Source organism: Saccharothrix sabaoui (genome assembly GCF_051756985.1).
In the GTDB taxonomy this organism is placed as follows: Bacteria; Actinomycetota; Actinomycetes; order Mycobacteriales; family Pseudonocardiaceae; genus Actinosynnema.
Map to the genome: position 1 here is coordinate 1 of NZ_JBPKJK010000070.1, position 22,046 is coordinate 22,046.

21 protein-coding genes and 2 pseudogenes are annotated in these 22,046 nt (G+C 73.2%); 9 read left to right on the forward strand and 14 right to left on the reverse strand.

Going from position 1 to position 22,046, the window contains the following annotated elements; genetic code table 11:
- Both ACR807_RS22045 and ACR807_RS22050 read left to right on the forward strand, forming a co-directional pair.
- Positions 1-814, forward strand: an 814-nt coding sequence (locus ACR807_RS22045; protein ID WP_438923270.1) for a hypothetical protein, incomplete at its 5' end; no start/stop codon positions are given.
- A gap of 273 nt (positions 815-1,087) precedes the next feature.
- Positions 1,088-2,284 carry a hypothetical protein gene (locus tag ACR807_RS22050; RefSeq protein ID WP_438923271.1) on the forward strand — a complete coding sequence of 399 codons (1,197 nt, stop codon included), beginning with the start codon at positions 1,088-1,090 and terminating at the stop codon, positions 2,282-2,284.
- Between the two features lie 37 nt (positions 2,285-2,321).
- On the opposite strand, the gene ACR807_RS22055 is transcribed toward ACR807_RS22050, so the two are convergent.
- Positions 2,322-3,170, reverse strand: a complete 849-nt coding sequence (locus ACR807_RS22055; RefSeq protein WP_438923272.1) for an SDR family oxidoreductase — start codon at positions 3,168-3,170, stop codon at positions 2,322-2,324.
- Positions 3,171-3,302: 132 nt separating this feature from the next.
- On the opposite strand from ACR807_RS22055, the gene ACR807_RS22060 reads away from it, so the two are divergent.
- Complete coding sequence (locus tag ACR807_RS22060; protein ID WP_438923273.1) at positions 3,303-3,674, forward strand: winged helix-turn-helix transcriptional regulator; 372 nt, start codon at positions 3,303-3,305, stop codon at positions 3,672-3,674.
- On the opposite strand, the gene ACR807_RS22065 is transcribed toward ACR807_RS22060, so the two are convergent.
- Genes ACR807_RS22065 through glyA form a run of 4 tightly spaced genes read right to left on the reverse strand, consistent with a single transcriptional unit; the run spans position 3,653 to position 7,834 of the window.
- The gene (locus tag ACR807_RS22065) at positions 3,653-4,798 is read right to left on the reverse strand and encodes an FAD-dependent oxidoreductase (protein WP_438923274.1); all 1,146 of its coding nucleotides are present in this window, start codon (positions 4,796-4,798) and stop codon (positions 3,653-3,655) included. The genes ACR807_RS22060 and ACR807_RS22065 overlap by 22 nt on opposite strands.
- Entirely contained in the window at positions 4,795-5,316 is a 522-nt protein-coding gene (locus ACR807_RS22070; RefSeq protein WP_438923275.1) for a TetR/AcrR family transcriptional regulator, read from the reverse strand. The genes ACR807_RS22065 and ACR807_RS22070 overlap by 4 nt, the downstream gene beginning before the upstream one ends.
- A gap of 31 nt (positions 5,317-5,347) precedes the next feature.
- Positions 5,348-6,424 (reverse strand): winged helix DNA-binding domain-containing protein, encoded by a 1,077-nt coding sequence (locus ACR807_RS22075; protein ID WP_438923276.1) that lies wholly within the window; start codon positions 6,422-6,424, stop codon positions 5,348-5,350.
- Positions 6,425-6,484: 60 nt separating this feature from the next.
- Positions 6,485-7,834 carry a serine hydroxymethyltransferase gene (glyA, locus tag ACR807_RS22080; protein ID WP_438923277.1) on the reverse strand — a complete coding sequence of 450 codons (1,350 nt, stop codon included), beginning with the start codon at positions 7,832-7,834 and terminating at the stop codon, positions 6,485-6,487.
- Between the two features lie 74 nt (positions 7,835-7,908).
- On the opposite strand from glyA, the gene ACR807_RS22085 reads away from it, so the two are divergent.
- Both ACR807_RS22085 and ACR807_RS22090 read left to right on the forward strand, forming a co-directional pair.
- Positions 7,909-8,751, forward strand: a complete 843-nt coding sequence (locus ACR807_RS22085) for a helix-turn-helix domain-containing protein (RefSeq protein ID WP_438923278.1) — start codon at positions 7,909-7,911, stop codon at positions 8,749-8,751.
- Positions 8,752-8,865: 114 nt separating this feature from the next.
- Entirely contained in the window at positions 8,866-9,294 is a 429-nt protein-coding gene (locus ACR807_RS22090; protein ID WP_438923279.1) for a MarR family winged helix-turn-helix transcriptional regulator, read from the forward strand.
- On the opposite strand, the gene ACR807_RS22095 is transcribed toward ACR807_RS22090, so the two are convergent.
- From ACR807_RS22095 to ACR807_RS22105, 3 genes are all read right to left on the reverse strand, one after another.
- Entirely contained in the window at positions 9,285-9,761 is a 477-nt protein-coding gene (locus tag ACR807_RS22095; RefSeq protein ID WP_438923280.1) for a winged helix-turn-helix transcriptional regulator, read from the reverse strand. The two genes, ACR807_RS22090 and ACR807_RS22095, sit on opposite strands and share 10 nt — an antisense overlap.
- A gap of 160 nt (positions 9,762-9,921) precedes the next feature.
- Positions 9,922-10,452: a recombinase family protein gene (locus ACR807_RS22100; RefSeq protein WP_438923281.1), complete on the reverse strand. Its 531-nt coding sequence runs from the start codon at positions 10,450-10,452 to the stop codon at positions 9,922-9,924.
- Between the two features lie 63 nt (positions 10,453-10,515).
- Entirely contained in the window at positions 10,516-11,106 is a 591-nt protein-coding gene (locus ACR807_RS22105; protein WP_438923282.1) for a TetR/AcrR family transcriptional regulator, read from the reverse strand.
- A 156-nt stretch (positions 11,107-11,262) separates the two neighbouring features.
- Here ACR807_RS22105 and ACR807_RS22110 point away from each other — a divergent pair, with 156 nt between their 5' ends.
- A complete protein-coding gene (locus ACR807_RS22110; protein WP_438923283.1) occupies positions 11,263-12,282 on the forward strand; it encodes an aldo/keto reductase in 1,020 nt (339 codons plus the stop codon).
- Between the two features lie 257 nt (positions 12,283-12,539).
- Here ACR807_RS22110 and ACR807_RS22115 read toward each other — a convergent pair.
- The 3 genes and pseudogenes from ACR807_RS22115 to ACR807_RS22125 form a co-directional block, all read right to left on the reverse strand.
- Positions 12,540-13,823: pseudogene (locus ACR807_RS22115) on the reverse strand (Tn3 family transposase); the annotation flags it as partial.
- Between the two features lie 188 nt (positions 13,824-14,011).
- A complete protein-coding gene (locus ACR807_RS22120) occupies positions 14,012-14,734 on the reverse strand; it encodes a DUF4158 domain-containing protein (protein WP_438923308.1) in 723 nt (240 codons plus the stop codon).
- A gap of 85 nt (positions 14,735-14,819) precedes the next feature.
- Positions 14,820-15,083: pseudogene (locus tag ACR807_RS22125) on the reverse strand (DUF4158 domain-containing protein); the annotation flags it as partial.
- Positions 15,084-15,235: 152 nt separating this feature from the next.
- Between ACR807_RS22125 and ACR807_RS22130 the strand changes: the two are divergent.
- From ACR807_RS22130 to ACR807_RS22140, 3 genes are all read left to right on the forward strand, one after another.
- Positions 15,236-15,970 (forward strand): SDR family oxidoreductase, encoded by a 735-nt coding sequence (locus ACR807_RS22130; RefSeq protein ID WP_438923309.1) that lies wholly within the window; start codon positions 15,236-15,238, stop codon positions 15,968-15,970.
- Between the two features lie 205 nt (positions 15,971-16,175).
- Positions 16,176-17,669: a PKD domain-containing protein gene (locus ACR807_RS22135; protein WP_438923284.1), complete on the forward strand. Its 1,494-nt coding sequence runs from the start codon at positions 16,176-16,178 to the stop codon at positions 17,667-17,669.
- 32 nt (positions 17,670-17,701) lie between these two features.
- A complete protein-coding gene (locus ACR807_RS22140; protein ID WP_438923285.1) occupies positions 17,702-19,204 on the forward strand; it encodes a PKD domain-containing protein in 1,503 nt (500 codons plus the stop codon).
- A 104-nt stretch (positions 19,205-19,308) separates the two neighbouring features.
- On the opposite strand, the gene ACR807_RS22145 is transcribed toward ACR807_RS22140, so the two are convergent.
- From ACR807_RS22145 to ACR807_RS22155, 3 genes are read right to left on the reverse strand one after another with little or no spacing between them, the layout of a single operon-like run.
- Positions 19,309-19,851 (reverse strand): hypothetical protein, encoded by a 543-nt coding sequence (locus ACR807_RS22145; protein ID WP_438923286.1) that lies wholly within the window; start codon positions 19,849-19,851, stop codon positions 19,309-19,311.
- Positions 19,852-19,880: 29 nt separating this feature from the next.
- On the reverse strand, positions 19,881-21,167 hold the full coding sequence (locus ACR807_RS22150) for a M20/M25/M40 family metallo-hydrolase (protein ID WP_438923287.1): 1,287 nt from the start codon (positions 21,165-21,167) through the stop codon (positions 19,881-19,883).
- Positions 21,160-21,987 (reverse strand): M55 family metallopeptidase, encoded by an 828-nt coding sequence (locus tag ACR807_RS22155; protein ID WP_438923288.1) that lies wholly within the window; start codon positions 21,985-21,987, stop codon positions 21,160-21,162. The genes ACR807_RS22150 and ACR807_RS22155 overlap by 8 nt, the downstream gene beginning before the upstream one ends.
- Positions 21,988-22,046 lie beyond the last annotated feature (59 nt).

Consider the following 22,046-nt stretch of genomic DNA (forward strand, 5'->3'; position numbering starts at 1 on the left):
CCCGCTCGACTCGATCGGCACGGTGCGCGCCGTGCGACAGGTGCGCGAACTGCGCGCCCGCAGCCGGTGGGTCGTGTACCTGACGCCGGGGGTGGACGGGGCCGAGTTCCGGCACGCTGAACGGGGCGGTGCGCACGTCTTCGGCTGTGACGCGGGCGTGTCGCTGGCCGAGGAGTCCCGGCTGGGCGCGCTGGCGGACTGGTTCGACCGGGCCGCAGCGCGGCGGCACGGCCCGCACCGGCCGATCACCACGGCCGACCGGGAGAACGTCGACGCACTGGTTCAGGCCGGCGCGCCGGACACCATGGCCCTGGGCCTCACCCGGCTGGGCCTGACCACGGCCGTGCTCGACCTGGTCGACCGTGGCCCGGAACTCGGCCTCACCCGGGCCGCCGACTTCTACCTCACCCACGTCCGCCGAGCGGCCGACGCGCTCGATGTGGCCACGGCCGACCTGGCCCTCACCGCATCCGCCGCGCGCGACGTGCTGCGGCTGGTGACCAGCGGCCGGATCCGCCCGGAGGATGCGGCCGCACTGATCGAGCGGACCGTCAGCGACCCGGTGACGCCTCCGGAATCGCTGGCCCGGTCGGCAGGCCTGCTCATCGACCGGGACGGCATCCGCGTGGCCGAGGCCGTCCGGGCCGCGATGGACGCCCTGGGTCTGGTACCCGAGCAGGTCAGGCTCAGCAGGGGGAAGGAACGCCGCCGGATCCGCGACCGCCTGCTCGGCGTGATCCGCCGCGAACACCCCGACGTCGCCCCGCGGACCGCCGCCGAACACGTCGAACGGTTGTGGGAACCGCCTGTCTGATCAGCAGGCGGCGATGGTGCCGCCGGCCGGGCGGGAACCGCGCGCACTCCAAGCGGTGGGCGTCACCAACCCCCTTGACGCCAGCGTCCCCTCGACCGGGCCTCGCTGACATCAGACATCCGACGGTCGCGGGCGGTGTGGGCGGCGCACGGAACGGCCGCTGAGCTGGCTTCCGATAAGGTTCACTTATCGGAAGCCAGCTCAACGGACGTCTATATCGTTGCGTTGCATCCAATAACGTTTGATACGACGTTATTCTGCTACGATATCGCCGTGACGATGTCCGAAGTCCACGCGCTGACCTGCAACTACCCCGGCTGCACGCGTCCCGTCCTGCGCACCGGCGGCCCGGGACGGCCCTCCGAGTACTGCGACCTGCCGGAACACACCCGGTGGCGGGCGTGGCGGGAGCGGCAGCGGGTGGCGCAGGCCGAGGAGGCCGGGCAGGAGGTCGTCACCGTGACGAAAGGCCCGCAGGGGATGACCGCGGGCAAGATCAGGGCCGAAGAACTCCTGGAACGGTTCCGGGGGCTGGCCGAGCAGATGTCGACCACGTTGTCCGGGGCGGTCGCGGAATTGTCGGCCATCGCCGACCCCAGCGTGGCCGAGAGCCAGGTGCAGGCCGTCGAGGCGGAGGCCGCACGGCGGGTCGCCGAGGCCGAGGCGGCCGTCGCCGCGGCGGAACGGCGGCGGCGTGACGCCGAACGGGCACGTCAGGCCGCCGAGGCGACCACCGAGGACGCCGTGCGCGCCGCCGAGCAGGCCGAGAACGACGCCGAGGCCGCCCACGAGCAGCGCGACGCGGCCCGCGCCGAGGCCACGGCCGCCGTCGAACGCGCCGAACGCGAGGTCGTCGCCGCCCGCACCGAGGCCGCCGCCACCGTGGAGGAGGTCCGCCGCGACGCCCAGGCCCAGGTGGAACAGGCGCGGGCCGACGCGGTCGCGCACGCCGAGCAGGCCCGGCGGCAGGCGGTGAAGGAGGTCGAGCAGGTCCGGCGCGACACCCGGGTCCTCGTCGAGCAGGCCCAGGCCGACGCCCGCGCCCAGGTGGACCAGGCACGGGAACGCGCCGACCGCGCCGTCGAGGAGGCCCGCGGCCGGGTGGGCACGGCCGAGGCCGCCGCGGCGCAGGCCCGCGCGGACGCCGGCGAGGCACGGGTGCGCGCCGAACGCGCCGAGCAGATCGCCCTGGACGCCCGCGCCGAGCTGGACCGGGCCCGGGCGGAACTCGCCGACGAGCGCCACGACCACCGCGTGCGGCTCGACCAGGCCGACCGGGCCGCGCGGGAACGGCTCGACGCGCTGGAGCAGGCCCGCGCCCAGACCCAGGTCCGGGCCGAGCGCGCCGAACGCCAGCTCGACCGGGTGCAGGCCGAGCTGGACGCCCTCAAGGCCGAGCGCCGGGCTTCCGCGCGTGACGAGCGGGAGGGGCGTGACGAGCGGCAGGAGGGGCGTGGGGATCGGGAGTGACCGACTCCGCCGGTCGCCACACGGCGGGCCGCCGGGTTCACCGGGTGGGCGCGTCCCCGCGGAACAGGTCGAGGTGGCGGCGCACCCAGTCGGCGAAGGGCCGCGGGTCGCGCCCGAGTACCTCCCGCACGTGCCCGCCGACCCCTCGCTCGGCGGGTGTGGGCTCGCCGAGGATCGCCAGCGTGCCTTCGACCACCGCTTCGGGCATGAACCCCAGCATCAGCTCCCGGGCCTGCTCGCGGGTCTGCTCGACGAACCGCACGGGCACGCCCAGCTCCTCGCCGATGGTCGCGGCGCGCTGCCGGGGCGTGGTGGCCTCCGGTCCGGTCAGCTCGTAGACGCGGCCGTCGTGGCCGCCGCGCAGGGCCGCCGCGGCGACCTCGGCGATGTCGGCCGGGTCCACCACCGGCAGGCCGATGTCGCCGAACGGCGCGGCGACCTCCCGCCCGGCGCGGACCGACCCGGCCCACGCGGCGGCGTTGGACGCGAACCCGCCGGGCCGCAGGACCGTCCACGCCGGGAACGACGTCCGCACGAGGTCCTCGACCGCGCGCAGCGGCGCGTGCGACACCGAGTCGGGCCGCGTGCCGGCGGCCTGCGAGGACAGCAGCACCACCCGCTCCACGCCGCCGGCCTTCGCCACGTCGAGGACCGCCCCGACGTCCAGGTGCGCGCCGGCGCCCGACACCAGCAGGAACAGCGCGTCGGCGCCCGCCGCGGCCGGCCGCAGCGTCTCCGGCCGGGTCAGGTCGGCCACCGCGTGCCGCGCCCCCGCCGGTACGTCCGCGGTGCCGCGCGACACCGCCGTCACCTGCTCGCCGGCCTCGGCCAGTGCCCGCACCAGCGGCCGGCCCACGTTGCCGGTAGCTCCCGTCACCACGATCACGAACCTGCTCCTCGCTGTCGCCCGCACCGCTTCCCACCAGGCGTTCTCGTCCGGTGAGGCGGTGCGGGGGAACGCTAACAGCGCCGGTATAGTAGGTACCTAGGAGATAGTGGCTACCCGAGGGGAAGTAAGGTGATCGATCCCCGGCCGACCGACCCGGTCCTGGCGTGCCCGATCGCGCCGGTGGTGGACATCGTGTTCAGCCGGTGGACCACGCCGATCCTGTGGGCGCTGCACGAGTACGGGCGGCAGCGGTTCGTGGAGCTGCACCGCCGCATACCGGCCGTGACGCCGAAGGTGTTGACCCAGCGGTTGCGCCAGCTCGAACGCGACGGGCTGGTCGTGCGCACCTACCACCCCGAGGTGCCGCCGCGGGTGGAGTACGAGATCAGCGCGCTGGGGCTCAGCCTGGCCCCGCTGTTCGCGCACCTGGCCGAGTGGGCGTCGACGCACCTGGGCGACGTGGAGCGGGCCCGCGAGGACTACGACGCGGCGTCCCGCTGACGCAGGCGGACGGGTTTGCCGACCAGGCCGCCGGCCACGAGGCGGTCGATCCCGGGCAGCGCGGACAGCCTCATCAGCGTGCGGCGCGCCCGCAGCCGCAGCGGCGAGTCGGGTAGGAACCAGCGGGCCGCCGAGCGGGCCACGCGCTGCTTGTCGGCCACCACCGGCCGCCACTCGCGTTCGTAGCCGGCGGGGTCGTCCACGTGCCCGGCCAGCACCCACGCCCCGCCCATGCCCAGGGACGCGCCCTGCCCGGCCAGCAGGGACACCGCGCCGCACGCGTCGCCGAGCAGCGCCACCCGGTCCGCCGTCCAGCTCGGCAGCTCCACCTGCGCGACCTGGTCGTAGTAGACCTCCGGCGGGCAGCGCTCCAGCACCCGTGGCACCACCCAGCCCAGTGACCCGTACACCTCGCGCACGGCGGCGCGCGCGTCCGCGGGCAGCCGGGGCGAGGGGTCGCGGTGCACGGTGAACGCGGCGACCCGCCCGTCGCGCAGCCCGTAGAGGCCGACCTGGCGGCCCGTGGTGTCGGTGACGCAGAACCGGCCGGCGACCAGCGCGTGCACCTCGGGGTCGTCGAAGGTGAAGGCGGCGGTGTGGAAGCCGAGGTGGCGGACGTGCCCGTCGCCGAAGACCAGCCGCCGCACGGAGGAGTGCACGCCGTCCGCGCCGACCAGCAGGTCCCCGGCCACGCGGGTGCCGTCGGCCAGGGTCGCGGCGACCCCGTCCGGGCGTCGGTCGACGCCGGCCACGGCCGCGCCGAAGCGCAGGTCCACACCCGCGGGGAGGTCCTCGCGCAGGGCGCGTTCGAGGTCGGGGCGCAGGATGCTCATCAGGCGGCCGTCCAGGGACCGCGCGAGCCGGTCGAACCCGAGCCCGGCGACGCGGCGTCCGCGCGCGTCGACGTAGGCGGCCTCGGCGACGCGGTAGCCGAGTTCGCGCAGGCGGGGCAGCAGGCCCATGCGCTCGGCGGCGTCGTAGCCGGGGCCGAAGAAGTCGATCAGGTAGCCGGTGGTGCGCGGCGAGGGCGCGCGTTCGAGGACGACGACCTCGTGGCCGTCGGTGGCGAGGCGGTGGGCCAGTGCCAGGCCGGCGATGCCCGCCCCGGCGACGACGACCCTCACCGCAGCACCCGGCCCAGGACGGGCACGACGAGGTCGCGGGTGAGGTCCGGTGTCAGCGCGCGGTGCAGCAGGACGCCGTCCACGGCGGCGGCGAGCACGGCGGCGGTCGCCTCGGGGGTGGGCACGCCGCGTTCGGCCAGCCAGGCGGCGAGCGCGGCGCGGAACTCCGCGAGCACCCCGGCGACCGCCCGCCGCAGGTCGTCGTCGCGGGTCGCGGCGAGCAGGGTCTCGGTGAACAGCTCCTGCGGTCCTTGCTCGTCCAGGGCGGTGAGCAGCGCGGACAGGGCGTCCTGCGGGGTGTCGACCGCGTCGAGGACCCGGGACAGGTCGGTCACGGCGGCGCCGAGGGCCTCGACGGAGGCTTCCACGAGCACCGCGGTGAGGGAGTCGAAGTGGTAGTGCACGACGCCGGGGCCGACACCGGCCCGGTCGGCGAGCACGCGGGTGCTGACCGCGCCCCAGCCCTTCTCGGCGATGAGTTCCCGGGCCGCGCGCAGCAGCCGTTGCCTGACCGTCATTTGGACGATCGTACTGGACGATCGTCCAAATTCACAGGCGGACCTCGCCCGGCACCCCCGCGAACCCCAGCAGCCGCGCCCCCTCCTCGCGCACCTCGTCGCGCCCGGCGCGGGTCAGCGGCCGGAACAGCTCGACGTCCAGGCCGGTCGCGGTGAGCCGCCAGGTGCCGTGCACGAAGCCGTCCACCAGCAGGGTCGGCTTGCCGCCGACGACGATCCCGCGCCGGTAGTCCTCCTCGGAGATCACCCGCGTGCGGTCGTCGTGGCCGAGCAGCAGGTTGTCGAACTCGGGCAGGAACCGCGGCGGCGCGGGCACGTCGGGGTCGGGCAGCGGGGCGTCGGGCAGGTCGTGCAGCACGCGCCCGCGTTCGTCGGCGAACACCCGCAGGTCCATCGCCGCCATGACCGGCTTGAGCCGCGTGACGCCCGCCCACGTCTGGACGTCCTTGACCGAGGCGGGGCCGAACGCGGCCAGGTAGCGGCGCACCAGCTCCTCGACGGTCGCGGGCTCGGGCTCGGGTCGGGCGTCGCGGCCCAGCCAGTGCGCGGCGGTCGTCCAGCTCGCCGGCCCGGAGCGGCCCCACACGGCGCGCGGCGGCACCTGCACGGTCGGGAGCAGCAGCGTCGCCGCGTGCGCGAGGGAGGCGGTGTCGAGGCCGGGCCGGCTCGCGCCCAGCAGTTCGCCCAGCTCGGGCCGGGTGCGGGGTCGTTCGGCCATCGAGGCGGCGGCCTCGGCGGTGAGGGCGTCGACATCCAGCCCGTCGAGCACGGCCCCGAACGCCGAGGAGGCCAGCCGCCGGTGCAGGAACGGCCGGAACAGCGGTTCGAACCGGCCGTGGTCGGTGTCGGTAACCAGGTGGATCGTGGCCCGGTGCAGCGGCGCCCGCACCACCCGCCGTGCGAGCAGCGGCGAGGCGAGGTCGTCGGGGACGAACCCGCGCACCCGCGACCACAGGCCGTAGTAGGGGGAGAACGGCTCCTGCGCCTGCACGCCCACCAGGTGCGCGACGACGTCGACGGCCGACCGGTCGGTCCGGTCGAGCAGGAACTGCCGTTCCAACGTGGCCCGGTTCAGCTCGCGAGTGCTCAGCACGCGTTCCTCGATCACCGGGCCACGCTACCGCCGATCGCGGACAACTCCCGTCCTCGATCGGCGTGGGGCGGCAGGTCAGCCGATGTGGTCCTGCCCGATGAGGTCCTGCCCGGCGCGGGCGTTCACGGTGCGGCGCAGCGCCACGGCGTCGGCGCGCACCCGCCCGGGCGCCTCGCGGTCGATCAGCGCCCGGCGCAGCAGGTCGGCCAGCGCGGGCTGGTCGGCGGGGGTGAAGCCGCGCCGGGTGATCTCCTGGGTGCCGACGCGCAGGCCGCGCAGCCCCTCGTCGATGCGCTGCCACGGCAGGCCGATGCCGGAGAGGTAGACGCCGGCCTCGCCGAGCAGCTCGGCCGCCGCGTCGCCGCCGCCCAGCGGCAGCGCGTCGACCGCCAGGTGGTGGGAGCGGGTGAACACGCCGTCGTGGCGGGCCACGTCGAAACCCCGCTCGAACAGGGCCGCGCCGAGGGCCTGGGCGTTGGCGACGCAGGCGGCGGCGTAGTCGGGCCCGGTCTCGGCCAGTTCGGCGGCGGTGACGGCGAGCGCGGCCAGCCGGCCCGCGTCGTAGTTCGCGAGCATGCCGGGGTAGGCGACGTTCGACACGCGTTCGGCCAGGTCGGGGTCGCGGGTGACGACGCAGCCGCCGGAGGGGCCGCCGAAGGACTTGTAGGTGGAGAACGTCATCAGGTGCGCGCCCTCGTGCAGGGGCCGCTGGAACACCCGGCCGGCGACCAGGCCGGCCACGTGCGAGGCGTCGTAGACGAGGATCGCGCCGACCTCGTCGGCGGCGGCGCGCACGGCGGCCACGTCGTGCGGGAACAGCATGAGGCTCGCGCCGATCACCACGATGCGGGGCCGGTGCACGCGCAGGAACCCGGGCAGCTTCGCGTAGTCGATGTCCAGCTCGTCGGGCAGGTAGGGCAGGTCGACGACGGTGAGGCCGCGGATCGCGGGCACGCCCTGGGCGTGGTGGCTGGCGTGGCCGCCGGCGAACTCGGGCAGCACGGCGATCTTGTCGCCGGCGCGGGCGAACGCGGTGTAGACGGCGAGGTTGGCCAGGGTGGCGCTCTGCAACCGCACCTCGGCGTACTCGCCCTCCACCAGCCGCGCGACGAGCATGGGGGCCAGCACTTCGAGGGTGTCGAGGTGGTCGAGGCCCACCTGGTACTTCTCGCCCGGCCAGCCCATGCTGGGCCGCCCGGACAGGGTCGCGCCGTCGACCGCGGCGGCGGCGGGGCTGAGCACGTTGGTGCCCGCGTAGAGCACGATCCCGTCGTCGTCGACCTGGGCGGCGTGGGCGTCGAGGGCCTTGCGGACGGTGTGGGCGACACCGGCGGCGCTCAGGTCGGCGGAGACGGCGGCTTCGACCTCGGCGAGCCTGCGCTGCGCCCGTGGGGAGGCCCAGGGGGCGATCCTGCTGTTCGTCACGTCCCGGAACGCTAGGGCGTGCGCGGCGGCCGGGGCGACCACCGGGGGTCGGGAGTTGTTCCTACAGTTGTCGGATGCAGGAGCTGCTGGACGAGCTGTCCCGCGAGCTGGGGCGCGGCGTGTCGGTGGACGACGTGACCGGGCGGGTGGTGGCGCACAGCGCGCAGACCGACGACGTGGACCCGGCGCGGGTGCGGTCGATCCTGGCGCGGCGGGTGCCGGCGGACGTGGTGGCGTGGCAGGAGCGGCACGGCATCGCCGCCGCGACGGGCCCGGTGGTGGTGCCGGGGAACCCGGAGCTGGGGTTCGCGCGGCGCGTGGGGTTCCCGCTGCGCCACCGCGGGGTGCTGGTGGGCTACCTGTGGGTGCTGGGGGACGGGGACCTGCCGGCGCTGGCGGACCGGTTGCCCACGCTGGCCGCGCAGGTCCCGGCGGGCGACCGAGCCCCGATCCGGGTGGTGGTCGCCCTGGAGCCGAGGGCGGTGCGCACGGTGGCCGCCTCGGACCCGCTGCCGGAGCTGCCCGGTCACGTCGGGGTGAGCGACCCGCACCCGCCGGACCGCGCGGCGGCGGCCTACCAGCAGGCGTCGGCGGCGGCGGAGCTGGCGCGGCTGGACCCGGCGCTGCCCGCGCGGGCCCGCTGGTCGGACCTGGGCGCCTACCGGCTGCTGCTGGGCGACGCGCCGCAGGACGTGCTGGCCGCGCTGTCGCCGGAGTTCGCGCGCACCCTGGAGGTGTACCTGGACTCGGGGTGCGACGCGCGGGCCACCGCGGCGGCGCTGCACCTGCACCGCACGAGCCTGTACTACCGGTTGGGTCGCATCGCCGAGCTGACCGGCCGCGACCTGTCCGACGGGCGGGCCCGGCTGGAGCTGCACCTGGCGCTGAAGCTGGTGCGGCTGGCGCGGCGCCCGTAGGCCGGCCGGGGACCCGCCCGGGGACCCCGTAGGCCACCCGGGGCCAGGGGGGCGGAACCGCCCGACCGGGCGGCTCCCGCGCGCTACGGTGATCACTCCGACGCGAGGAGTGACGTGCACGACGACCTCGTCTCCCTGCTGTACTTACCGCACCGGGAGCTGGAGAACCGGGTGTTCGCCGCGTTGGCGGAGGCCGGGTTCGACGACGTGACGCCCGCGCAGGCGCGGGTGTTCGGGCTGATCGGCCGCGACGGGTCGCGGCTGACCGAGCTGGCCGAGGCGGCGCAGGTGACCAAGCAGACCGCCGGGTTCCTGGTGGACCGGCTCGAACGCGCCGGGTACGTGGAGCGCACCCCGGACCCGACCGACGCGCGGGCCCGGCTGATCCGGGTCGCGCGCCGGGGTCGGGCGGCGATCCCGGTGGGCCTGGCTGCGGTGGCCGAGGTGGAGCGCGAGTGGACCGCGCACCTGGGCCGGGGGCGGATGGCGGTGCTGCGCGACGCGCTGGCGCGGCTGCGCGAGATCACCGACCCCTACGCGTAGCGGTCGCGGAACGCGCGGCTCGCGGCCGGTCCGGCGGCGAAGACGAACCCGTCGCCGTCGACCCTGCGCCCGGTGGCCGCGTCGACCAGCACCGGTTCGACCTCGCGGCGGGTCCCGGCGTCGACGAGGACCATGCTGCGCTCCTCCGGGGCGAGCCGGGAGTTGCCCCAGGCGGCCAGCGCGACCAGCACGGGCCGCAGCGAGCGGCCGAGGTCGGTCAGCACGTACTCGTGGCGCACGGGTCGTTGCTGGTAGGGCCGCTTCTCCAGCAGGCCGTGGTCGACCAGGGCGCGCAGGCGCGCGGTGAGCATGCTGGTGGAGATGCCCAGGTTCTCCTGGAACTGGTCGAAGCGCGTGTAGCCGTCGAACACGTCGTGCAGGATCAGCAGCGTCCACCACTCGCCGACGTAGCCCAGGGCCGTCGACAGCGGGCACTCCCGGTCCTCCAAGCGCACCTTGCTCCCCACCGCGTCACCTCCGCACCCAGTGGGTGCTAATGTCGAAGTTACTTACTTCTACTCTAGCAGTCACAGGGGGAGCGCGGTGGAACTGGCGGCCAGGCACGCCCTGGTCAGGGGGACCGCCGGGATACGGGAGAAACCTGCCAAGTGGTCGGATAGTGCCTGGTCAGGCGTCGTTGTCGGCGAGGGCGCGGTAGAGCGAGGCGACTGAGGGGTGTCGGCCGGCGTTCTTGCCGGTCTTGATGGTCAGCTTCTTGACGATGTCGGGCATCGGGGTGCCCTTGTCGCGGAGCGCGCGGGCGAAGAGCACGTCGTCTTCATCGATCACTTCGGGGCGGCCGCCGTGGTTGCCGCGTGCGGCGGCGGCTTGCTGGCCTTCGAGGGTTTTCTCGCGGATGTAGTCGCGGTCGAGTTGGGCGGCGACGGCGAGCACGGCGAAGAGCATGGAGCCCATGCCGTGCGGGTCATGGATCCCGGTCAGCAGCCCGGTCAGCAGCTCCAGCTGCACCCCGCCACCCTGAAGTTGGGCGGAGAGGGTCATCAGCTCGGCGGCGTTGCGGGCGAGCCGTTTCATCTCGTGCACAGTGAGGATGACCGGCTGGTCCGGTGCGGCGACCTCCGGTCCCTGCGTCCACTTCTTGCCCGGTCCGCGGTCGGCCGGGACGGGCACGGTGAGTTCGTCGCGCAGCGACGGCACGAGGATGAAGCGGGCGGTGTGGTACCTCGCGGCGGTCTTCCCTGTCATTCGCGGGTGCCACGGTCAGCGCGGTTTGCGTAGTCCTGCGACGAGGAGCTCGACCAGTTGGCGTGCGTCGTAGCGGGGGTCGCTGTCGGCGCCTATGCAGAGGTTTCCGACGCCGCGCATGAGTTGGTAGGCATTGAGGCCGGTGCGGATCTCACCGGAGGCGGCGGCTGCGTCGAGGAGCTGGGTGCACACCGGCAGGAGGCGGTCCAGGAAGTAGGCGTGCAGCGTATCGAAGCCGGCGTTGTCGGTCTGCAACGCGACCGCGAGGCCATGCTTGGTAACCAGGAAGTCGACGAAGAGTTCGACCCACCGTCCGAGGGCGACGTGAGGTGTCGGGCTGGTTTCCAGCAGGGCCGGGCCGGCCTCGGCGCAGGCGTCGACCTGGTGGCGGTAGACGGCGATGATGAGATCCGCCCGGGTCGGGAAATGGCGGTAGATCGTGCCCGTTCCGACGCCGGCCTTAGCCGCGATGTCGCGTACCGGCGCTTCCACGCCTGACGTGACGAAGATCGCGGCGGCCGCGTCGAGCAGAGTTTCCTCGTTACGCCGGGCGTCCGCTCGTTTGGGCCGGGCTGCATGCCCTGTGCCCCGGTCGCTGTCGTTCACCGCACCCTTCCCTCCGCTGCCGAGTTTGCTAAACGGGACAACGTTCCGTATCGTTAAACGGGACATGGTTCCGCTTGCTCATGATGCCAGAGCAGGGGTCGATAACCAAGTCATGCGTTGCCATCACGCTCTATCCGCAATGGAGGAACACGACTCATGCAGTACCGCACCTTGGGCCGCACCGGTGTGCAGGTCAGCTCCCTCGCGCTCGGCGCGATGAACTTCGGCAAGATCGGGCGCACCACCCAGGACGAGGTCACCGCCATCGTCGATGCCGCTCTTGAGGGCGGGATCAACGTCATCGACACTGCCGACGCGTACAGCGGCGGCGAGTCGGAAGAGATGGTCGGCAAGGCCATCGCAGGCCGCCGCGAGGACATCGTGCTGGCCACGAAGGCGGGCCTGCCGATGAGCGACGGGCCCAACCATCAGGGCAGTTCGCGCCGCTGGCTGGTCACCGAGCTGGACAACAGCCTGCGCCGCCTCGGTGTCGACCACGTTGATCTCTACCAGATCCACCGGTGGGACCCGAGCACCGGCGACGAGGAGACCCTGTCGGCGTTGACCGACCTGCAACGCGCGGGAAAGATCCGTTACTTCGGCTCCTCGACGTTCCCCGCATACCGCATCGTGCAGGCCCAGTGGGCCGCCCGTGAGTATCACCTGAGCCGTTACGTCACCGAACAGCCCAGCTACTCGATCCTGCAGCGCGGTATCGAAACCCACGTGCTGCCCGTGACCGAGCAGTACGGGCTCGGTGTGCTGGTGTGGAGCCCGTTGGCTTCGGGCTGGCTGTCGGGCGCGATCCGTGAGGGCCGGGACATCACCACCAGCCGCTCCACGTTCATGCTGCAACGCTTCGACACTGCCATCCCCTCCAACCGGGCCAAGCTCGATGCCGTCGAGCAGCTGGCCAAACTCGCTGACGAGGCCGGCCTGACCATGATCCAGCTCGCGCTCGGATTCGTGACCACGCATCCGGCCGTGACCAGCGCGCTCATCGGTCCCCGCACACTGGACCACCTGCACTCGCAACTCGCCGCCGCTGACACCGTGCTCTCCGCCGACGTGCTCGACGCGATCGACGCGATCGTCGCCCCCGGAACCGACCTGGCCGCGCACGAGAAGAATGACACCCCGCCCGCGCTGCTCGACCCGGCACTGCGGCGCCGCTGACCGCCGGGTCCACCGCGCGAACCCAACGGGTAGTGGCCATCAGGAACCCTTCTTCGAGATGATGCGCTGCCGCGTCCGGCGCAGTGCGGCGGCGGCAGGCGATGCGGCCGGGGTGATGCCACCGGGGACAACGCGCCCGGCACCAGGTCGAGTGTGGTGACCGGCACCGCGTCTGGCGGGGATGGATCCAGCACCCAGTCGCCGAACCGGCGGATGGTGTGGGTGATGTACGGGGATATCGTGGCCAGATCGTCGGTGTCGATCGGGTGCCCGTCGGAGGCCAGCGCGTTCGCCGCGGCGGTGATGTCGCAGGCGTTGGAGTAGATCACGCAGTTGGCGAGCAGCTCGTTGAGCTTGATGATCTTCTCCTGGTAGTCCGGGTCGTTGCGCCCGATCGCCTCACCGCCGAAGCGCAGCCACGCGGAGAACCCGTGGAATGCCTCGGCCTTGTTGGTGATCGCGGTGATCTGCTCCCGCAACTGCGCGTCCGCCAGGAACCGCAGCAGCGTGATCGTGCGGATCACCCGCCCCAGCTCACGGAACGCCCTGTAGAGCCGGTTCTCGCGGGAGTTGTTGCCCAGCCGGCGCAGCAGCGTCACCGACGACAACCTGCCTTCGCTGATCGAGATCGCGGTGCGCAGCAGGTCCGTCCAGTGCGTCTCGATCAGGCCCCAGTCGATCACGTTCTCGCCGAACAGCGAGTCGATGTGCTCGAACCCGGTGTCCGCGCTGGGCCGGTAGAAGTTCAGGTCCGCCCAGTTACGGATGCGCGGGAGAAGGTCAAACCCGAGCAGCGCCGCCAGCCCGAAAACAGGCAGCGACTGGCCCTGGGGGTCGGCGTGGATGGTGTCGGGCTGGATGTCGGAGTCGTTGCGCAGCAACCCTTCGATGATGTAGACGGCCTCGTAGCGGATGTGGGACTCGGCGAGGATGTTGTTCTCCCATGTGTCCACCTGCGTGCCGTCGGCGGCGACCACGCGGCCGTCGCCCCACATGCCGGTGAGGTCGAGCTTCGCGTACTCGTTGATCACGTCGGTGGAGGCGGCGTCGATCTTGGCGGAGGTGGTGTGCTTGTTCGCCGCGATCGACAGCTCATGTGCGCTGACCTGGTCGCGCATGTGTCGCGCCACCTGCGCCGGGCCGAGCAGCGTACCGTTGGCGAACACCGTCAGGACGTAGCGGGCCATCGCGTCGCGGATCTTCGGGTCCGACCCGGACGCCGGCCCGAAGTGCCGGGTCCAGCCGAGCAGGTGTGCGGTGCGGGCCAGGATGTCGAGCAGGCCGCGTTCTGGGAGACGCTGGTGGATCGCGTCTTCCAGCGCGAGCGCGGACGGGCGCCGGTCGGCGCCCTTGCGGCGGCGCAGGACCGGGCGGCCGGCCTCGAAGGATAGGTCGGTGTCGTGCGGGAACCCGGCATCCACCACCGCGGCGATGTCACCCAGCGCCGCCCGGTAGTGCGCCGTGAGCTGCTTCGGGTCCGACGGGATCCCGGCCTGGCCACAGAACTGCTCAGCCAGCGGGACACACTCGTCCCAGGACATCAGCTGCGCGTGCGGGTTGGCATAGGAATCGGCTCCGACCACCGCGATGTGCCCGGAGCGCAGCTCGGAGGAGAGGTAGGAGAACACGCACACCTCCAGGTGGCGGCGCACCAGCTTGCCCGGCCGGTCCTTCACCACCAGGATCTTGCGCCACGCCTCGGTGACGAAGTCGATGTCGATCGCCACTGTCACCGCGTCTTCCCCGCGCCCGACGGTGACCTCCTGCGGAACGTACTCGCCGGTGCGGCCCCGGATCGCGTGCAGGAACTCGACAGCGTCCAGCACGCTGTGATCGGCGCTGGTCGGCTCCAGGTCGAGGGTGTCGAGCAGGGTGAACAACGCCGAGCGGTGGCTCTTGTAGAACTTCTCCAGCAGCGGCAGGTAGTTGTTGCCGTGGTGCGCCGCCACCACCTCATGCGCCGCCGACAACCTCTCCACCCCGCCCGCAGCCGCCAACGTCTTGAGCAACAGCCGCCCGGCCCGCTCGGCCACCGCATCACCCGGGCCTCCCCGGCGAAATGCGCGATCTTCGTCGCTGGGATGCCGTCGAGCCACTGCTCGGTCGCGCCGAGCTCGTCGAGCGCCTGAAGGTGGGCCAGGCGCAGCTTGAACTTCCCCAGCGTCGCGGCCTTTGCTGGCGTCTTAAGCCGGTCGAACTCGCTGCGCCGCGATGTCGGGTCCAGCCACAGCAGCCGCGCGAGCCGTCGTCGGTCCGCCGCGTCCAGCCGGGTCGCGACCAACGCGAACAGCCGCGTGTTCGTCTCGGTGCGGATCGCGGAGACCATCTTGTCCAGCGTGGTGAACCCAGGCAGCTCGCGCCGCGCCCGCACCAGCTCCTCCAACGCGACGTTGATCAGGTCGGCGGGGTTGTCCTTCGTGGTGACCGCCTTGCGGATCGCCTTCTCGGCGATCGCGCGCCTCGGCGGGCTTGTAGACCACGTTCAGCCGGTCACGGACGTAGTCGCGGTGGCGCCACAACGTCCGATCCGACTCGTGCGTCGCCGCGACGTCGTCGGCCAGGCCCAGCGCGGTCCGGACATGATTGATCACCACCACCGGCACGTCGGCCAGCTTCGGGAAGTACCCCAGCCGTTGGTAGCACTTCAGCAGCACCACCAACGCCAGGAAGTTCGACTCGCCCTGACTCCGCCCCCGAGCCCACTCAACCTCGTCGGTGACCGGCGTGAACGCCTCCGTCAGCTCACTGACCGACACCACCCGCTTGAACCGCGGATAGGCGGTGCGATCGATCGAAGCCACTCAACACCAGGCCCAGTCAACGGTCGTAACCCAGTGCACCCTAACCAACATCCGCCGCGCCCAGGCCACACGGGCTCTCTAACGATCTCCAGCGCCCTCTACCAGGCCCTACCCGGTTACTTGGCAGGTTTCTCCCGTATCCCGGCGGTCCCCTGGTCACGGGCGGCACGAAGGGCACGGGCGCGGCGGTCGCCGCCCGGCTGGTCGAACTCGGGGCCCGGGTGACCGTCACCGCCCGGCACGCGCCGGCGGCGCCCGCGCCGGGCACGCGGTTCGTGGAGGCCGACACCTCCACCGCCGAGGGCGTGGCGCGGGTCGCCGCCGAGGTCGGCGAGGTCGACGTCCTGGTGCACGTCGTGGGCGGTTCCACCGCGCCGGCGGGCGGTGTGGCCGCGCTCACCGACGAGCACTGGGCGGCCGAACTGGTCCTCAACCTGCTCGGCGCGGTGCGCCTGGACCGCGCCCTGGTGCCGGGGATGGTGGCCCGCGGGCGCGGCGCGGTGGTGCACGTGACCTCCATCCAGCGCGAGATGCCGCTGCCCGAGTCGACGCTCGGCTACGCCGCGGCCAAGGCGGCGCTGACCACCTACAGCAAGGGCCTGGCCACCGAGGTCGCGCCGCACGGCGTGCGGGTCAACACCGTCGCGCCCGGCTTCATCCGCACGACGGCCGCCGACGCGATGGTCGCCCGCCTCGCCCGCGGCCGGGGCGTCACCGAGGCCGAGGCGCTGGAGGGGGTCATGGCCTCCCTGGGCGGCATCCCGCTGGGCCGCCCCGCCCGGCCCGAGGAGGTCACCGACCTGGTGGCGTTCCTGGTCTCGGACCGGGCCTCGGCCATCACCGGGGCGGAGCACCGCATCGACGGCGGCACCGTCCGCACCACCTGACCCGCACGATCTGACCCGCACCCCTCGATCCACCCCCCGAGAGGACCGGCACGACCGCGCTCCCCGCCGGCGGACGACGCAACCCGGCGGTCCGGACGGCCCAATTCCGGCGGTTGTCGGTGACGCTGCGCCCCCGGCCACCTGTATAAGGATCACAGGGGCCGTCCGCCACCAGGCGGGCGGGTGTTCAGGGGGGATCCACACGATGCTGTCCTTGCGACGGCGCGCGTCCGCGCGCGCCCGCATCACCGCGGTCGGCGCCGTCACGGCGCTGTTCGCCGTGCTGACGACCGGGGTCGCGCACGCCGAACCACCGTCGAACGACGACTTCGACCACTCGACGGCCGTCACGGCCTTGCCGTTCACCACCACGCAGGACACGAGCGAGGCGACCGGGGCGGACGACGACCCGTCCTGGTGCCAGTTCTACGACGTCGAAGGCGGCGTCTGGTTCCACCACACCGCGACCGAGGACGGTTACCTGCGCGCCACCACGGTGGGCAGCGACCACAGCACCGTCCTGTCGGCCAACACCGGCGAGCGCGGGAACCTGCGCGCCGCCGACCAGGCCTGCGACATCGGCTCCGACGCCACGATCACGTTCCGCGCCGCGGCGGGCACCACCTACCACTTCTTCGTCGCGGGCTACTCCGTCACCGGCGGCGCGCTGTCGTTCGCCCTGCACCCGGTCCCGGCCGCGGCCAACGACGCGTTCACCGCCGCCGAGCCGGTCACCGCGCTGCCGTTCACCGCGCGCCCGGACCTGTCGACCGCCACGTTCGAGGCCGACGAACCCGAGTCCGACTGCGTCTACGCCGAAACCGTGCCGTCGGTCTGGTACTCCTACACGCCGTCGGCGCGGACGTCGGTCACCGCGCGGGTCGAGCACGACGACGTCGTCGTCAGCGTCTACACCGGCGCGTCACCGCCCGAGCTGACCGAGGTGACCTGCAAGTCCTACTCCTACGACGACCCGACGACCTTCGGCGCCACCGCGGGCACCACCTACTACCTCAGGGTCACCGGCCCGCGGCAGAGCACCCGGCCCACCGCCCTGCACCTGGCCGAGGCACCGCCGCTGCGGCCCTACATCGGCAGGTCGACGTCGGAACCGTCGGTGTACGACGACGTCCACTTCACCGTCGAGTCGAACAACCGGGACGAGGAGCCGCTCAGCGCCACGTGGGACTTCGGCGACGGCACCACGGCCCCGGCCACGACCGGGGGCGTCCGGCACCGCTACACCGCCGACGGCGTCTACACCGTCACCATCGTCGTCACCTCGCCGGACGGCCGCACCGCCACGGCGAGCTCCCGGGTGGAGGTCGTGACGCACGACGTGGGGATCACCCGGTTCGACGTGCCGTCGTCCGCGCGGCAGGGCGAGACCAGGACGATCAAGGTGCACGTGGCGAACACGCGGCACCCCGAGACGGCGACCGTCGTGCTCTACAAGCGCACCAGGGACTACTGGACCGAGGTCGGCACGACGACCCTGCACGTCCCCGCGCACCCGACCCGCAAGGTGCAGTTCCCGTTCGCCCACACCTTCACCCCCGACGACGCCCTCGTCGGCAAGGTCGCCTTCCGGGCGCAGGTCACGCTGCCGTACCCGGTCCGCGACGCCCGCCCGATGGACAACGAGGTCATCTCCATCGCCACGACCGTGACCGGTCCGGCCGCGATGGCCGCCGCCTGACCGCCGCACCACCACTCCCGGGGGAGATCAGAATGACGCTGCCCACCCGGCGGCGGGCGTTCACGCGCCTGCGCACGCCGATCACCGGTCTCGTCGCCGCCGCGATCGCGGTGCTGGCACCGGGCGTCGCGCACGCCGCGCCGCCCGCCAACGACGACTTCGACCAGGCCACCGCCATCACCGCGCTGCCGTTCTCGACCAGGCAGGACACCACGGAGGCCACCAAGGCCGCCGACGACCCGACCGACTGCTACCACTGGGGCACGCGCAGCGTGTGGTTCCGCTACACCGCGACCGAGGACGCCCTGCTCAGGACCACCGTGTCCAGCACCGGGCAGTTGCCGCTCGTGGCCGTCTACACCGGCGAGCGCGGCGCGCTCACGCAGGTACCCGGGAGCTGCCGGAGGGACTACCCGACGAGGGCGTTCCCGGTGACCGCGGGCACGACCTACCACATCGAGGTGTTCGAGTACTCCTACGGCGGGCAGGTCGACTTCCGCCTCGCCACCGCCCCGCCCGCGCCGAACGACGACGTCGCCGCGGCGGCCCCCGTCGTGCTGCCGGCCGAGCTCACCGGCGACCTGAGCCTGGCGTCGACCGAGCCGGACGAGGTCCTGTCCAGCTGCGAGCAGGGCCTCGACCGCTCCGTCTGGTACCGCTACACGCCGGAGCGGACCCGCTCGGTGGCCGTGATGACGGGGTACGGCTCGCCCTCGATCACCGTGTACGAGGGTGCCGCGCCGGACGCGCTGACCGAAGTGGACTGCGTCGACTCCTACTCCGGGTACAGCGCCGTGTTCACCGCCACCGCGGGCCGGACCTACTTCGTCAAGTTCGCCAAGAGCGCCGAGCGGGCCTCGGAGTTCGCCCTGTCCCTGCTGAACGCGCCGGCGGTGCGCCCGGTCGCGTCGCCCTACCCGAACAACCCGTCCACCTTCGACGACGTGCGGTTCACCGCCTACTCCGGAGACCCCCTGAACCGCCCGCTGGTCAGCGGCGAGGTGAGGTTCGGCGACGGCACGTCCGCGCCGATCACCGGCGACGCCCTCGTGCACCGCTACGCCGCCGACGGCGAGTACCGGGTGGAGGTGACCGGCACGACCTCCGACGGGCGCACCGGTACCGGCGTGGAGACCCTGGTGGTCGAGACGCACGACGTGGGGCTGTCCGGCTTCACCGTGCCCGCCTCGGCCCGCGCCGGGCAGACCAAGCCGATCAGGGTGACGCTCGCCAACGGCACGGCCCGCGCCGAAACGGTCGAGGTGGACCTGCTGCGCCTGTCGGAGAGCGGGTACTACACCACCGTGGGCACGCTCAAGCAGTGGCTCGCCGGCGGGTCGCGCGTGGAGCTGCCGTTCGCCTACACCTACACCGCCGCGGACGTCGCGGCGGGCAAGGTGACGTTCAAGGTCCGGGTGGACGTCGACGGCCGGTACGACGGCGACGACAACCCCGCGGACAACGAGGTGGTGGCCGTGACGACGACCGTGCGCGCCGGCGCGACCACCGCGGACGACCCGCACTGCTGCCGCTAGACGGGTGGTGCGCGGGCCGGGGTGGTAGCCGGAGACGGACGAAGGGTGTCCAGGACCCGTTCGCGACGACGGTCCTGGACACCCTTCCCACCGCCCGGGTGCTTCTAGGAGAGCATCCAGCAGTAGAGCCGTTCCCCGCGGTCGCGGGCGTCGCGGGCGAGGTCGAGCAGCTCGGCGACCAGCGGGGCCAGGTCCTCGCCGCGCGTGCCCGCGCCGAACTCCTCGGCGCGGGCCCACTCGTCGGCGAACCGGGGCACGTCGGCGTGCTCCGCGCCGGCCAGGATGTCGCGCGTGGCGGTGTCGAGCTCCACCACCCAGGGCCCGGTCGCCCACGGGTCGTCGTCGTCCTCGGGGCCCAGCGGCCCGGGTGGCGGGGTGGTCGGCCACACGGCCGTCTGGGCGACGAGGCCGGGCCGCCACGGTCGGCCCGCGACGGCGGCGACGAGCTGCCCGAGCAGGACGTCGGGGTCGACGCCCTTGGCCTCGACCCCGACGAACGCGGGACCCTCGCCGTCGAGCACCGCGTCGCCGAGCACTGGGCCGCCGACAGCCGCGCCACCGACCAGTGGGCCGCCGTCCGCGGCGGCCACGGCCCGCACCACCGCCGCCGCGTCGGGCGCGCGGAAGTAGTCGATCAGCACACCCACGGTCTTCCTCCTCCTCTTCGGCAGGTCGGTCAGGACGACAGGAACCGGTCCAGCACCCGGGCGCCGAACCGCAGCCCCTCCACCGGCACGCGCTCGTCCACGCCGTGGGTCAGCGACCGGTAGTCGAAGCCCTCGGGCAGGTAGAGCGGCGCGAACCCGTAGCAGTCGATGCCCAGCCTGCTGAACGCCTTGGCGTCCGTGCCGCCGCCCATGCAGTAGGGCACGACGACGGCCTCGGGGTCCTCGGCGCGCAGCGCGTCGGCCATCGCCGCGAACCACGGCGAGTCGATCGGCGCCTGCACGGGCGGCTGGTGCTGCAGGAACTCCCGCCGCACGTCCGGTCCCAGCGCGGCGTCCACCGCGGCGAGCAGCTCGTCCACGGTGCCGGGCAGGGTGCGCACGTCGATCTCGGCGCTGGCGCTGCCGGGGATGACGTTGACCTTGTAGCCGGCGTCGAGGACGGTCGGGGTGGTGCTGTTGCGGACGGTGTTCTCCACCAGCCGCGCGGCGGGCCCGAAGCGGGCGATGGTGCCGTCGACGTCGTCGAGGTCCACCGGCACGCCCAGCGCGGCCCCGACCTGCTCGATGAACGCCAGCACCGACGGGGTGAGCCGCACCGGGTGCTCGATCGCGGCGATGCGGCCCAGGGCGTTGATGAGCTTGAGCACGGCGTTGTCGTCGTTGCGGCGCGAGCCGTGCCCGGCGCGGCCGGTGGCGGTCAGCCGCAGGTGCGACGTGCCGCGCTCGGCGGTGCCGATGGGGTAGACGCGCTTGTCGAAGGTGCGGTGGGAGAACCCGCCGGACTCGCTGATCGCGGCGGCGCACCCGGCGAAGTGCTCGGCGTGGTGCTCCACGAGCCAGTGCGCGCCGCAGGCCCCGGTGTCCTCCTCGTCGGCGACGAAGGCCAGCACGACGTCGCGGCGCGGTCGCCGCCCCTCGCGGGCCCAGGTGCCGACCACCGACAGGACCATGGCGACCATGTCCTTCATGTCGACCGCGCCGCGCCCCCACAGGTAGCCGTCGCGCTGGACGCCGGCGAAGGGCGGCACGCTCCACTCGGCCGGGTCGGCGGGCACCACGTCGAGGTGGGCCTGCACGAGCAGGGCGGGCAGGGCGGGGTCGGTGCCGGGCACGCGGGCCAGCACGTTGGTGCGGCGCGGCGCGGGTTCGAGCAGGGTCGCGGGCACGCCCGCGGCCTCCAGGTGACCGGCGACGAACTCGGCGGCCTCGCGCTCGCCGTTGGACTCGCCCCGGCCGTGGTTGGTGGTGTCGATGCGCAGCAGGGCCGCGCACAGGTCGACGACGTCCTCAGCCATAAATCCCCTCAACCGCCCCCGCGGCGATCGCCGTGACGACCTTGAACGCCTGCATCGCCCGGGTCGTGGAGGCGGCGTCGAACGCGACCCGGCGGGCGCCGATCAGCTCCACCGTAGGCACCACCGCCGCGGCGGCGGCCAGGTGGGTGGCGTCGAATTCCACCTCGACGCGGCGCGGGCGGGGGTCCGGGGCGGTGCGCCCGGCGCGGACCAGGGACTTCTCCGCGGCGGCGGCGATGCGCTCGGCGGTCACGGCGGGCGGCAGGCACACGGCGGCGTAGCGGCTCACGCACTCCTTCACCGCGACCAGCTCGGCGCGCGGGGCGTAGTCGCGGGCGTCCTCGCAGGTGCGGTCGTCGCCGGTGACCAGCAGGACGGGCACGCCGTGCTCGGCGGCCAGCGCCGCGTTGAGCAGCCCCTCGCTCGCGGGCCGCCCGTCGAGCCACACGCCGGTGATCGAGTTCTCCAGGTAGGTGTGGGCCAGCACACCCTCCTGGCCCGCGCCCGCGTGGTAGCCCAAGAAGGCGACCCCGTCGACTCCGGAGTCGATGCCCTGCATCATCGAGAGGGGTTTGTGCCGCCCGGTGAGCATCCGGGCGCGCGGGTCGAGGTCCTCCAGCAGGAGGTTGCGTTGCGACGAGTGCGCCTCGTTGACCAGCACGTCGGTCGCGCCGCCGGCGAAGGCGCCCGCGACGCAGGCGTTGACATCGCCGGTGAACAGCCGCCGGAAGCGCTGCCACTGCTCGGTCTGCGGCACGACGTCGGCGGTCCAGGTGACCCCCGTCGCGCCCTCCATGTCCGCCGAGATCAAGATCCGCATGCCACCACGGTAACCGCTCGTGGTCGCTTCTTGACGCAGACCTTGTTGCGGTGGTTACT

Bases quoted from the DNA above. Each gene is read 5' to 3' on its own strand.
- ACR807_RS22140 (WP_438923285.1), top strand. From the start codon at position 17,702: ATGACGCTGCCCACCCGGCGGCGGGCGTTCACGCGCCTGCGCACGCCG.
- ACR807_RS22150 (WP_438923287.1), bottom strand. From the start codon at position 21,167: ATGGCTGAGGACGTCGTCGACCTGTGCGCGGCCCTGCTGCGCATCGAC.
- ACR807_RS22085 (WP_438923278.1), top strand. From the start codon at position 7,909: ATGCAGGAGCTGCTGGACGAGCTGTCCCGCGAGCTGGGGCGCGGCGTG.
- ACR807_RS22070 (WP_438923275.1), bottom strand. From the start codon at position 5,316: ATGACGGTCAGGCAACGGCTGCTGCGCGCGGCCCGGGAACTCATCGCC.
- ACR807_RS22110 (WP_438923283.1), top strand. From the start codon at position 11,263: ATGCAGTACCGCACCTTGGGCCGCACCGGTGTGCAGGTCAGCTCCCTC.
- ACR807_RS22135 (WP_438923284.1), top strand. From the start codon at position 16,176: ATGCTGTCCTTGCGACGGCGCGCGTCCGCGCGCGCCCGCATCACCGCG.
- ACR807_RS22155 (WP_438923288.1), bottom strand. From the start codon at position 21,987: ATGCGGATCTTGATCTCGGCGGACATGGAGGGCGCGACGGGGGTCACC.